The sequence below is a fragment of the Viridibacillus arenosi genome, from assembly GCF_001955655.1.
Taxonomy (GTDB): Bacteria; Bacillota; Bacilli; order Bacillales_A; family Planococcaceae; genus Viridibacillus; species Viridibacillus arenosi.
The window spans coordinates 581,080-593,422 of record NZ_MSPW01000001.1 but is presented as its reverse complement, the minus strand read 5'-3'; the positions used below and the strand labels follow the sequence as shown (position 1 = coordinate 593,422).

General features: G+C 39.0%; 15 protein-coding genes. 14 read left to right on the top strand and 1 reads right to left on the bottom strand.

Annotated features, from left to right (window positions below; all coding sequences use genetic code 11):
- Nucleotide 1 precedes the first annotated feature (1 nt).
- From rpe to spoVM, 3 genes are read left to right on the top strand one after another with little or no spacing between them, the layout of a single operon-like run.
- On the top strand, nucleotides 2–667 hold the full coding sequence (rpe, locus tag BK137_RS02915) for a ribulose-phosphate 3-epimerase (RefSeq protein ID WP_038183974.1): 666 nt from the start codon (nucleotides 2–4) through the stop codon (nucleotides 665–667).
- Entirely contained in the window at nucleotides 664–1,320 is a 657-nt protein-coding gene (locus tag BK137_RS02910; protein WP_038183976.1) for a thiamine diphosphokinase, read from the top strand. Before rpe ends, BK137_RS02910 begins: the two co-directional genes overlap by 4 nt.
- 14 nt (nucleotides 1,321–1,334) lie before the next feature.
- Entirely contained in the window at nucleotides 1,335–1,487 is a 153-nt protein-coding gene (gene spoVM, locus BK137_RS21695; protein ID WP_081730071.1) for a stage V sporulation protein SpoVM, read from the top strand.
- Nucleotides 1,488–1,520: 33 nt separating this feature from the next.
- Here the strand turns inward: spoVM and rpmB are convergent, their stop codons facing one another.
- A complete protein-coding gene (gene rpmB, locus BK137_RS02900; RefSeq protein WP_038183978.1) occupies nucleotides 1,521–1,709 on the bottom strand; it encodes a 50S ribosomal protein L28 in 189 nt (62 codons plus the stop codon).
- 230 nt (nucleotides 1,710–1,939) lie between these two features.
- On the opposite strand from rpmB, the gene BK137_RS02895 reads away from it, so the two are divergent.
- The 11 genes from BK137_RS02895 to rnc all read left to right on the top strand — a co-directional run bounded on the left by BK137_RS02895 (nucleotide 1,940) and on the right by rnc (nucleotide 12,342).
- Nucleotides 1,940–2,302 carry an Asp23/Gls24 family envelope stress response protein gene (locus tag BK137_RS02895; protein WP_038183979.1) on the top strand — a complete coding sequence of 121 codons (363 nt, stop codon included), beginning with the start codon at nucleotides 1,940–1,942 and terminating at the stop codon, nucleotides 2,300–2,302.
- An 18-nt stretch (nucleotides 2,303–2,320) separates the two neighbouring features.
- A complete protein-coding gene (locus BK137_RS02890) occupies nucleotides 2,321–3,982 on the top strand; it encodes a DAK2 domain-containing protein (protein ID WP_038183981.1) in 1,662 nt (553 codons plus the stop codon).
- 178 nt (nucleotides 3,983–4,160) lie between these two features.
- Complete coding sequence (gene sdaAB / locus BK137_RS02885; RefSeq protein WP_038183982.1) at nucleotides 4,161–4,823, top strand: L-serine ammonia-lyase, iron-sulfur-dependent subunit beta; 663 nt, start codon at nucleotides 4,161–4,163, stop codon at nucleotides 4,821–4,823.
- An 11-nt stretch (nucleotides 4,824–4,834) separates the two neighbouring features.
- Nucleotides 4,835–5,731 (top strand): L-serine ammonia-lyase, iron-sulfur-dependent, subunit alpha, encoded by an 897-nt coding sequence (gene sdaAA, locus BK137_RS02880; protein WP_038183983.1) that lies wholly within the window; start codon nucleotides 4,835–4,837, stop codon nucleotides 5,729–5,731.
- The gene (recG, locus tag BK137_RS02875) at nucleotides 5,724–7,772 is read left to right on the top strand and encodes an ATP-dependent DNA helicase RecG (RefSeq protein ID WP_038183985.1); all 2,049 of its coding nucleotides are present in this window, start codon (nucleotides 5,724–5,726) and stop codon (nucleotides 7,770–7,772) included. The genes sdaAA and recG overlap by 8 nt, the downstream gene beginning before the upstream one ends.
- A 128-nt stretch (nucleotides 7,773–7,900) precedes the next feature.
- The gene (gene fapR, locus BK137_RS02870) at nucleotides 7,901–8,476 is read left to right on the top strand and encodes a transcription factor FapR (RefSeq protein ID WP_038183987.1); all 576 of its coding nucleotides are present in this window, start codon (nucleotides 7,901–7,903) and stop codon (nucleotides 8,474–8,476) included.
- The gene (gene plsX, locus BK137_RS02865) at nucleotides 8,477–9,463 is read left to right on the top strand and encodes a phosphate acyltransferase PlsX (protein ID WP_038183989.1); all 987 of its coding nucleotides are present in this window, start codon (nucleotides 8,477–8,479) and stop codon (nucleotides 9,461–9,463) included.
- 2 nt (nucleotides 9,464–9,465) lie between these two features.
- Entirely contained in the window at nucleotides 9,466–10,428 is a 963-nt protein-coding gene (gene fabD / locus BK137_RS02860) for an ACP S-malonyltransferase (RefSeq protein WP_038183991.1), read from the top strand.
- Nucleotides 10,409–11,155: a 3-oxoacyl-[acyl-carrier-protein] reductase gene (gene fabG, locus BK137_RS02855; protein WP_038183993.1), complete on the top strand. Its 747-nt coding sequence runs from the start codon at nucleotides 10,409–10,411 to the stop codon at nucleotides 11,153–11,155. The genes fabD and fabG overlap by 20 nt, the downstream gene beginning before the upstream one ends.
- Before the next feature lie 58 nt (nucleotides 11,156–11,213).
- The gene (locus tag BK137_RS02850) at nucleotides 11,214–11,450 is read left to right on the top strand and encodes an acyl carrier protein (protein WP_038183995.1); all 237 of its coding nucleotides are present in this window, start codon (nucleotides 11,214–11,216) and stop codon (nucleotides 11,448–11,450) included.
- Nucleotides 11,451–11,580: 130 nt separating this feature from the next.
- The gene (rnc, locus tag BK137_RS02845) at nucleotides 11,581–12,342 is read left to right on the top strand and encodes a ribonuclease III (protein WP_412104688.1); all 762 of its coding nucleotides are present in this window, start codon (nucleotides 11,581–11,583) and stop codon (nucleotides 12,340–12,342) included.
- The last annotated feature ends 1 nt before the right edge of the window (nucleotide 12,343 follow it).

Here is a 12,343-nt window from a genome sequence, read left to right as displayed (position 1 = left end):
GATGATTAAAATCGCACCATCTATTTTAGCTGCTAATTTTTCAAAATTAGCTGATGAAGTAAAACAAGTTGAAGCAGCAGGAGCAAAATTAATTCATATCGATGTAATGGACGGACATTTTGTACCAAATATTACAATGGGCCCAATCGTAGTGGAGGCTCTACGTCCGGTAACAGATCTACCACTTGATGTACATTTAATGATTGAAAATCCAGATCAATATATCGAAGACTTTGCAAAAGCCGGTGCAGATTATATTACAGTACATGTAGAAGCATGCCGTCATTTACATCGTACAATCCAATTAATTCGTTCACATGGTGTGAAACCAGGTGTCGTATTAAATCCTCATACACCAATCGAAACAATTCAACATGTTTTAGAAGATATTGATATGGTGCTATTCATGACAGTAAATCCGGGCTTTGGTGGACAAAAATTCATCCATTCGGTAGTGCCTAAAGTTGAACAACTTTCAACAATTATTAAAGAAAAAGGCTTGAATGTGGAAATTGAAATTGATGGCGGGATTAATGCAGAAACAATCATTCCTTGCGCAAAAGCTGGTGCAACAATATTCGTAGCAGGATCAGCGATTTACGGCAAAGAAGATCGTTCAAAAGCGTTACAAGAAATTCAATTAGCTGGAGAAAAAGCAATCCAATGAAAACTATTGTGATTTGTGCTGGAGGCCCTGAGCAAGAGATCGTGTCCAACGATTTCTTGCTTTCGTTTTCTGATGCTTTTTTCATTGGAACAGACCATGGGACGATGTATTTATTAAATAGAGGAATTGTTCCAGATATGGCTGTCGGTGACTTTGATTCGATAACAAATGAAGAATGGCAAGAAATTTCCGAGCGAGTACCTCATATTGAACGTTACTCACCTGAAAAGAATGAGACAGATACTGAACTCGCAATTATTAAAGCGCTATCATTAGAGCCAACTACAGTATATATTACTGGAGTAACAGGTGGTCGTTTAGATCATTACGAGGCAAATTTGCATACAGTATATCGCTTACAATTAGCGTATCCACAATTACATATAAAAATAGTAAATCGTTCAAATGAACTACAATTTTTACTCCCTGGTGAACATACAATGGTACAGGATGATCATTATAAATATATGTCCTTTTTTGCATTCAAAGGCCCTGTAGAGAATATGACGTTGCGCGGTGTTTTATATGAAACCACCAATGAAGTAATTGAAGTAGGAACCTCTCGTTTTACAAGTAATGAAATATCTGACGGAATCGCGTCTATTTCATTCACAGCAGGCATATGCTTAATGATAAGAAGTATAGATGACTAGCGAGGAGTGGAGAGTTGAAGGTATACACGTTCCAATTGCCAAAATTCGTCAGTGGATTTGCGAGGGTTTGTTTACAAGCATTTCAAAAAGAAACATCAGCATCAGCATCAACAACTGCTACAGCTAAATCTAAACAGAGAAAGAAAAAAGAAAAAATGCCAGGGTGACGATAAGTCAACCTGGCATTTATTATGAGTGCATTATACGCGCTCAACTTTTCCTGATTTCAAAGCTCGTGCAGAAACCCATACACGTTTCGGTTTACCGTCAACTAGAATACGGACCTTTTGTAGGTTTGCACCCCATGTACGCTTGTTAGCGTTCATTGCGTGGGAACGAGCGTTGCCGGAACGAGTTCTACGTCCAGTAATTACGCATTTTTTTGGCATTTTTATATTCCCTCCTCACAAAAAGAAGCTGAAAGATTATAATTTCAGTTCGGTATTTCACATACTTTAATAATTTAACATACACTTTTATGCAATGCAACTGATTTCGATAGACTTTCAAGAAAAAAACCTTTACAGTCTATACTAGACGAATGTATAGGTTTTCTTTTATAATCGAATTTTGTATAGTACAATAAGAGTTAGTCAAAATGGAGTCAGGAGGCATTTTTATGTCAGTTGAATTAAAAAACGAATTCGGAAACATTGATATCTCTAATGATGTTGTCGCACAAATGGCCGGTGGAGCCGCTCTTGAATGTTACGGCATTGTAGGTATGGCAAGTAAACACCAAATTCGTGATGGACTAACAGACATTTTACGCAAAGAGAATTTTGCAAAAGGTGTTCTTGTACGCCAACAGGGCGAAGATTTACATATTGATATGTATGTAATTGTTAGCTACGGCACTAAAATCTCTGAAGTAGCATACCAAGTCCAATCAAAAGTAAAATATACACTAGATAAAACACTCGGAATGGCAGTGAAATCAGTCAATATCTATGTGCAAGGTGTTCGCGTAGCGAACGTGTAAGAGGAGGAACTCATTCAAATGAAGTCATTAGACGGGATTAAATTTGCCGAAATGGTGCAAATGGGATCACATCACCTATTCCAAAATGCAGATTATGTGGATTCTTTAAACGTATTCCCTGTGCCAGATGGCGATACAGGTACAAATATGAATTTATCGATGACATCAGGTGCAAAGGAAACTGAAGCAAATGCTGTGGAACATATCGGTAAAACAGCCCAAGCCTTATCAAAAGGATTATTAATGGGAGCGCGTGGTAACTCAGGTGTTATCCTATCGCAACTATTCCGAGGCTTTGGTAAAGCAATCGAAAAAGAAGCTACAGTCGATGCCATCCAATTCGCGCAAGCATTCCAATACGGCGTGGATACTGCATATAAAGCAGTTATGAAACCTGTAGAAGGTACTATTTTAACGGTTGCAAGAGAAGCTGCAGCTCATGCTGTGGAAGTAGCTAAAACAGAACAAGATATTATCGTTGTGATGGAAGAGTTAGTCAAAGCAGCGAAAGCATCACTAGCTAACACACCTGAATTACTACCTGTACTGAAAGAAGTTGGAGTAGTAGATAGTGGTGGACAAGGTTTAGTGTTTGTTTATGAAGGTTTTGTAGCATCACTTAAAGGTGAAGCACTTCCAGAAAAAACTGTAGCATCTTCAATGGATGATTTAGTAAATGCTGAACATCATAAAGTACAAGACTTCATGGATACATCAGAAATTGTGTACGGTTACTGTACTGAGTTTATGGTTCGTTTCGAAGACGAGAAATTAGGTGGTAAACCTTTTGATGAAGCAAAATTCCGTGAAGATTTAAGTCATTATGGAGATTCTTTACTTGTCATTTCAGATGATGAAGTGGTGAAAATTCACATTCACTCTGAACAACCAGGTGAAGTAATTGCTTACGGACACCAATTTGGTAGCTTGATTAAAGTGAAAGTCGACAATATGCGTCAGCAACATACAGACATCGTTGGCGAAGGTCATACTAATGAGTCAGCTAAAAAAGTACAGAAAAAACATCCATATGCAATTGTTACAGTGGCAATGGGATCGGGTGTTGCTGAGCTTCTTGAAAGTGTTGGCGCTTCTTATGTTATCGAGGGTGGACAAACAATGAATCCTTCAACTGAGGATATCGTTAACGCTATTAAATCAGTAGGGGCAGAACGCGTACTAATTTTACCGAATAATAAAAACATCGTAATGGCAGCAGAGCAAGCAGCTGAAGTATTAGACATTGAAGCTGCGGTCGTACCAACAAAATCAGTGCCTCAAGGAATGGCAGCAGTTCTTGCATTTAATCCTGATGCTTCAGTTGAAGAGAATAAAGCAAATATGACATCGGCATTTGCTCATGTGAAAACTGGACAAGTGACATTTGCTGTTCGTGATACTTCTATTGATGGCGTTGAAATTCATAAAGGCGACTTTATGGCTATTTCTGAAGGTAAAATTGTGGAAGCAACAACTTCACTAGCAGCAGCTTCAGAAACTTTAATTCAATCAATGATTGATGAGGATTCGGAAATCGTAACAGTTCTTTATGGACAAGATGCAGATGAATCAGAAGTTAATACATTTACAAGCTTTATCGAAGAAAACTATCCAGATGTTGAAGTGGAAGTTCATAACGGTAAACAACCATTGTATCCATTTATTCTTTCTGTTGAATAAAGAGTACCGTAAAGTTTTTTCGGAAATTGTGGTATTTAAATTAAACAGTTATTCAAAAGTAGCGCGCTATTAGAGTGTGCTACTTTTTTGCGCTGTATCAAATACTTGGTATAGTCTTAAATTATCATGTAGAATGGTGTTACGACTAACAACGATTAAGCAAGGGGGCAGTTTTTTTATGAAATACACATCGGTATTCGATATTATCGGCCCGGTTATGATTGGGCCATCCTCATCACATACAGCCGGTGCAGCACGAATTGGTCGCGTCGCACGTGACTTGTTTGGGGGCCAACCAAAATGGGCGAAAATACATCTATATGGCTCTTTTGCAGAAACTTATAAAGGGCATGGGACAGATGTTGCAATTATCGGAGGTCTCCTAGACTACGATACGTTTGATGAACGCATAAAAACGGCTTTTGCCGATGCAGAAAAAGCTAACTTAACATTTGAATTTATTCCAGAAACAGCGCATACAGAACATCCAAATACAGCGCGTCTAGTAATTGGAGACGATGAAACAGAAATGTCGATGGTAGGTATTTCGATAGGCGGAGGAAGTATTGAAATTATAGAATTAAATGGTTTCCCGCTTCGGTTATCTGGGGGGATGCCGGCAATTCTAGTTGTGCATGATGACCGAGCAGGCTGTATAGCGGCGGTTGCAAACTGTTTAGCAGGTTATAATATTAATATTGGTCATATGGAAGTTTCACGAAAAGAACGTGGCAATATGGCATTAATGGTTATTGAAGTTGACCAAAATATCGACAAATCCATTTTAGATGAAATGTCAACTCTACCGAATATTACTAAAGTAACACGCATTAAAAACTAGGAGGTAGAAAAATGGAAGTATTATTTCATAATGTTAGAGAATTAGTGGCATTAGCTGAAAGTGAAAATAAACAAATTTCAGAAATTATGATAGAGCAAGAGATGTTAATTACTGAACGTACACGTGAAGAAATTATGACTCAAATGACTCGCAATTTAACTGTTATGGAAGAAGCTGTTGAACGCGGTTTAAAAGGTGTGCATTCTGTAACTGGCTTAACTGGAGGAGATGCAGTCTTACTTCAGAATTACATTGCGACAGGAAAATCTTTAGCAGGAGACCTTTTATTAGACGCAGTAAGTAAAGCTGTTGCAACGAACGAAGTGAATGCAGCGATGGGTACCATCTGTGCAACGCCAACAGCAGGTTCGGCGGGTGTTGTACCGGGTACACTTTTTGCGGTGAAAAATAAATTAAATCCAACGAAGGAACAAATGATTCGTTATTTATTCACTTCAGGGGCATTCGGTTTTGTTGTAGCAAATAATGCATCCATCTCAGGTGCAGCAGGTGGATGTCAAGCTGAAGTAGGTTCTGCTGCAGCAATGGCTGCTGCTGCAATTGTTGAAATGGCAGGAGGTACCCCTCAACAAAGTGCGCACGCTTTTTCGATTTCATTGAAAAACATGCTTGGACTCGTTTGTGATCCTGTAGCTGGATTAGTAGAAGTGCCATGTGTAAAACGTAACGCTATGGGAGCAGCGAATGCAATTGTTGCTGCTGATATGGCTTTAGCAGGTGTGACGAGTAGAATTCCCACAGATGAAGTCATTGATGCTATGTATCGTATTGGACGTACAATGCCTTCTGCACTAAGAGAAACTGGACAAGGTGGCCTAGCAGCTACACCGACAGGTAGAGCATTGGAGGCTAAAATCTTCGGAGGGGCAGTGCTGCAAAGTGAATGATCTTTTGCTCCAGCCTGTCACGAATTTAAAAGGTGTCGGAAAAGGGATGGGAGAAGCACTTCATAGCATGGGCATTGAAACTTTCAATGACTTACTTTGGACCTTTCCTTATCGACATGAAGATTTTAGATTAAAGGATTTAGCAGAAACGCCACATAATGAACGTGTTACGGTTGAAGGGCGTATTGAAAGTGAACCAGTTGCCCTGTTTTTAGGGAAAAATAAATCGCGTCTACAAGTGCAAATGCTTGTAGGACGCCATTTAATAAAAGTCGTTTTCTTCAACCAATTATACTTAAAGAATAAAATGATACCTAGTTCTATAGCGACTGTAACGGGGAAGTGGGATCGCGGTCGTCAAGTTATTAATGGCACCCAAATTACATTTGGCCCGAAAGTAGATCATGCTGACTTTGAGCCAGTTTATAGCTTGAAAAGCGGTATGCATCAAAAAAAATTCCGTAATTATATGCGTCAAGTACTAGATGAATCGAAATCAGCAATTGTAGAATCTTTGCCTAGTCATTTAAGAACGGCCTATAAATTGTTACCTGTCGCAGATGCGCTAGAAGGTGTTCATTTTCCGATAGATGCGAATCATGCCAAGCAAGCAAGAAGGCGTTTTGTTTACGAAGAGTTGTTGCGATTTCAATTACGAATACAAGCCTTACGTAAAATTCGTAAAGAACAAGAGCAGGGTTTATCTATTCACTATGATTTAGAGAAACTAAAAAAGTTTTTTCTAACTTTGCCATATGAATTAACGAATGCGCAAAAACGTGTTGTCAATGAAATATGTCGAGATTTACTAGAGCCTCATCGTATGAATCGCCTGTTACAAGGGGATGTTGGTTCTGGGAAAACTGTTGTAGCGGCCATTGCATTATACGCTGCTGTGACAGCGGGTTTTCAAGGTGCTCTAATGGCTCCAACTGAGATTTTAGCTGAGCAGCACGGAGAGTCACTTGATGAATGGTTAAGGCCACTAGGAGTAGAAGTGGCTCTTCTATCGGGTTCAACCAAAACAAAGGCTCGTCGTATACTTCTGGAACAATTAAAAAACGGTGAGATAGATATTTTAATTGGAACACATGCATTAATTCAGCCGGATGTGGAATTTTATAAACTTGGTCTAGTGATTACAGATGAACAACATCGATTTGGTGTAGAACAACGTCGTATTTTACGTGATAAAGGGGAAAATCCAGATGTACTATTCATGACAGCGACACCAATCCCTCGAACTTTGTCGATTACCGCTTTCGGAGAAATGGATGTGTCAATTATTGACGAATTACCTGCTGGACGAAAAGAAATTCAGACAAATTGGGCTAAAAAGGAACAATTTAATCAAGTGTTATCCCAAATGACAAAGGAACTGGCAATGGGCCGACAAGCATATGTTATTTGTCCCTTAATAGAAGAATCAGATAAACTAGATGTGCAGAATGCAGTAGATGTTTACACACAACTGACTACATTATTCGGTGAGAAATATAAAGTCGGGCTCATGCATGGTCGATTACCTGCAGAAGAAAAAGATGCGGTGATGCGTGAGTTTAGTGAAGGGCAGTTGCATGTGCTTGTTTCAACAACGGTTGTAGAAGTTGGAGTGAATGTACCAAATGCAACATTTATGATCGTCTATGATGCAGAGCGTTTTGGTTTGGCTCAGCTCCATCAATTGCGAGGTCGTGTGGGTCGTGGCGAACATCAATCCTATTGCGTATTATTGGCAGATCCAAAATCAGAAGATGGCAAAGAGCGAATGATTTCAATGACGGAAACCAATGACGGTTTTCGTTTAGCGGAAAAAGATTTAGAATTACGTGGTCCAGGTGATTTCTTTGGTAAAAAACAAAGTGGTTTGCCTGAATTTAAAATGGCTGATCTCGTCCATGATTACAGAGCATTAGAAGTGGCGAGACAAGATGCAGAGAAGCTCCTATCAACTGAAGAATTTTGGCAAGCAGATGACTGTGAGCAGCTACGTAATATGCTAGCGGAGTCTGGTGTATTAAATGGTGATCGTATCGATTGATATGAATTATTTTTGTTGAAAAGGGAGAGAATGCGAAAAAGAGTTTAAAACAACTCTTGCATTCTCTTTTTTTAATTTATATACTGATATTAGTACCAAGTGCTAATTTTTGAAAGGTGGCGAAAAAAATGAAGTACTCTAAAAAAGAACGACAAAAATTATTGCAGCAAACAATAATCGATAATCCATTCGTCACCGATGAACAGCTAGCCAGTCAATTTAATGTGAGCGTACAAACGATTCGATTAGATCGAATGGAGTTATCGATACCAGAATTACGTGAACGAATTAAAGGTGTGGCTGCTCATAATTTTGAAAATGATGTAAAATCTTTACCAATTGATGAAGTGATTGGTGACATTATAGATATTGAATTAGACGAAAGAGCCCTTTCCATTTTTGACGTGAAAGAAGAGCATGTCTTCCAGCGTAATGGCATTGCGAGGGGACATCATCTATTTGCTCAAGCAAATTCACTCGCTGTAGCAGTGATTGATGATGACTTAGCCCTAACTGTGCATTCAGAAATCCACTTTGTTAAACCAGTACGAGCAGGTGACAGAGTAATTTCAAAAGCACTTGTCACAGGCAAGGATGACAGCAAAAGTCGAACATTTATCGAGTTAACCTCTACTGTTGAAAATGAAGTTGTTTTCGCTGGTAAATTCGAAATGTACCGTACGAAAGGAAAAGGTGAAAAATAAATGAAAATAGCAATAGACGGCATGGGTGGAGACAATGCACCACAAGCCATTATCGAAGGCGTATATAAAGCGTTAGAAGCTTCTGCAGACATCGAAATCCAATTATTTGGTCAAAAACAGGCAATGCAGCCTTATTTAAAAGATCATGAGCGCTTAACTGTGATTAATTGTGAAGAAGTAATTGAAGGTGACGACGAACCAGTTCGTGCAGTACGTCGTAAGAAAGATGCATCAATGGTGAAAATGGCAGAGGCAGTTAAGAATGGTGAAGCAGACGCTTGCGTATCAGCAGGGAATACAGGTGCATTAATGGCCGCTGGATTATTTGTAGTAGGTCGTATTAAAGGTATTGATCGTCCTGCATTATCAACTACCTTACCAACTTTAGATGGTAAAGGTTTTGATATGTTAGATCTTGGATCAAATGCCGATGCAAAACCAGAAAACTTGGCTCAATTTGCAATTATGGCTAGCATTTATGCACAACAAGTACGAGATATTCAAAATCCAACAGTCGGATTATTGAATATCGGGACAGAAGATAAAAAAGGAAATGAGCTTACTAAAGCTGCTTTTGGTTTATTGCAAGAAGCACCAATTAACTTTATCGGTAATGTTGAAGCACGTGAATTATTAAATAGTGCTGCAGATGTTGTCGTGACTGATGGGTTTACAGGTAATATGGTGTTAAAAACAATCGAAGGTACAGCTGATAGCATCTTTTCTATGTTAAAAGGAGCATTTATGGCTTCAGGGAAAACAAAAGTTGCAGCGTTAATGATGAAGAGTAATTTAAAAGAAATTAAAACTAAAATGGACTACACAGAGTATGGTGGAGCCGCTTTATTCGGTTTAAAAGCACCGGTAGTAAAAGCGCATGGCTCATCAAATGCAAATGCTTTTGCTAGTGCTATTCGCCAAGCAAATATTATGGTTAAACACAACGTATGTGCAACGATTGATTCTACAATTTCAAAGGAGAACTAATCATGACGAAAATCGCTTTTATCTTTCCAGGACAGGGCTCACAATCAGTTGGTATGGGAGCCGAATTTGTGGCTGAGCACCAAGAGTGCAAAGCCTACTATAATAAGGCAGATGAATTATTAGGTTATTCATTATCAAAGTTAATGCTTGAAGGTCCAGCTGAAGATTTGACATTGACTTACAACGCGCAACCTGCATTGTTAACGACAAGTGCAATGATTGCTGATAAACTGACAAAAGTAGGTATTACACCAGATTACACTGCGGGACATAGCTTAGGTGAATATACAGCGTTAGTGGCTTCAGGGGTAATGTCATTTCAAGATGGCGTACAAGCCGTACATAGTCGAGGAATGTTTATGAACGAAGCAGTACCTGCAGGTGAAGGCGCTATGGCTGCTATTTTAGGCTTGGACCGAGATGCGTTGAAAGCTGTGACGGACGAAGTTTCAGCATCAGGAGAAGTTGTACAGCTTGCTAACTTAAATTGCCCAGGTCAAATTGTGATTTCTGGTACAAAGACTGGAGTAGACAAGGCGAGTGTTAAGGCGAAGGAAGCAGGAGCAAAACGTGCACTTCCTTTAGTAGTGAGCGGGCCATTCCATTCTGAATTAATGCGTCCAGCTGCTGGCAAGTTACAAGAGAATTTAAAGCAAAAAGCAATGCAAGATGCTAAAATTCCAGTAATCTCAAATGTTACGGCTAAACCAGTAACAGAACAAAATGAAATCCAGCAACTATTAGTAGAACAATTGTACTCACCTGTATTATGGGAAGATTCTGTTCGAAAAATGATCGACCTGGGTGTGGACGTATTTATCGAATGTGGTCCTGGAAAAGTATTAAGCGGACTTGTAAAAAAAGTAGATCGTCAAGTGAAAACGTATTGTGTATATGATGAAGCAACGTTTGAACAAGTTGTAGAAGCGTCGAAGGAGTGGTCTCATGAAGAAGCTAGAGGGTAAAACAGCTGTTGTAACTGGTGCTTCAAGAGGTATCGGCCGTGCCATTGCATTAGAATTAGCAGAACAAGGTGCGCGGGTTGTTGTCAATTATAGCGGTAGCCAATCTAAAGCTGAAGAAGTAGTAGCAGAAATTACTGGGAATGGCGGCGAAGCAATCGCAGTCCAAGCAAATGTAGCTGATGCTGACGAAGTAACAGCTTTAATGAAGGCTGCAACAGATACATTTGGTAGTCTTGATATTCTTGTAAATAATGCTGGGATAACACGTGATAATCTATTAATGCGTATGAAAGAACAGGACTGGGATGACGTAATGAATACTAACCTAAAAGGTGTATTCCTATGTACGAAGGCTGTCTCACGCCAAATGATGAAACAACGTGCTGGTCGTATTATTAATGTTGCATCGATTGTTGGTGTTTCTGGTAATGCAGGTCAAGCAAACTATGTTGCGGCAAAAGCAGGTGTTATTGGTTTAACGAAAACAACTGCAAAAGAATTAGCAGCGCGTAATATTTATGTTAATGCTGTAGCACCTGGTTTTATTGCGACAGAAATGACAGATGAACTGCCTGCTGAAGTAAAAGATCAAATGCTTGGACAAATTCCATTAGCGAAGCTAGGAGATCCAAAAGACGTTGCAAAAGTCGTACTATTTTTAGCGTCAGATGATGCAAGTTATATTACAGGACAAACAATCCATGTAGATGGTGGAATGGTCATGTAATTTATGCCTATGAACAAACGGGCTTTTTATGTATAATCATTGAGGGGAGGTGACAGATTTGGCAACTGTTATAGAACGTGTAACTAAAGTTGTTGTTGACCGTTTAGGTGTCGACGAGAGCGAAGTGAAATTAGAAGCTTCTTTCCGTGATGATTTAGGTGCGGATTCACTAGATGTAGTAGAACTAGTAATGGAACTTGAAGAAGAATTCGATATGCAAATTGACGACGAGGATGCAGAGAAAATTGCAACTGTTGGAAACGCGGTATCATTCATCGAAAGCAAAATTGGCTAATTATACATTGCTAGGGGCACTTCTTTCATAATTTTGAAGGAAGTGTCTCTTTTTGTTTTTGCACATTGTAAGAGAAAAAGGTAAACTAAACAGGAGTATCAAAAGGAAGATAAGAAGGTTGATGACGATGATGAAAAAAAAGGGACTCTCACAAAAAAATGGTGCAATTTCCGAGAAAGCACGCCTCCAATTTGAGGAATTATTAAATAATTTAGGATTGCATTTTGATAATGCAAGTTTACTTTACAATGCATTTACGCATTCATCATATGTGAATGAGCATCGTCGTAAACTATTTGAAGATAACGAACGCCTAGAATTTTTAGGAGATGCAGTGTTAGAACTATCTGTCTCTAAATTTCTTTTCCTTAAATTCCCTAAAATGAGTGAAGGTGAGCTTACAAAATTGCGTGCAGCAATAGTATGCGAACCGTCATTAGTCATTTTTGCAAATGAATTAAACTTTGGGAAATACGTTTTACTAGGAAAAGGTGAAGAATTAACAGGTGGTCGAGAACGCCCAGCTCTTCTTGCAGATTGTTTTGAAGCATTTGTTGGTGCACTATATTTAGACCAAGGATTAGAAACAGTCGTTGGATTTTTAGAACGTGTCGTTTATCCAAAAGTAGAAATCGGTGCTTTTTCGCATGTGATGGATTTTAAAAGTCAGCTACAAGAAATGGTGCAACAAGCCAATTCTGGTGCGCTTCAATATGAGATTATTAATGAAAACGGACCAGCACATAATCGTACATTCGTGTCACATGTTTTATTGAATGAGCGCGAATTAGGTGTTGGTCACGGAAAATCGAAGAAAGAAGCTGAACAAAGAGCTGCTCAAAGTGCAATGATTGAATTGCAAAAACAGTCAGCTGACAATCAGGAGGTATAAT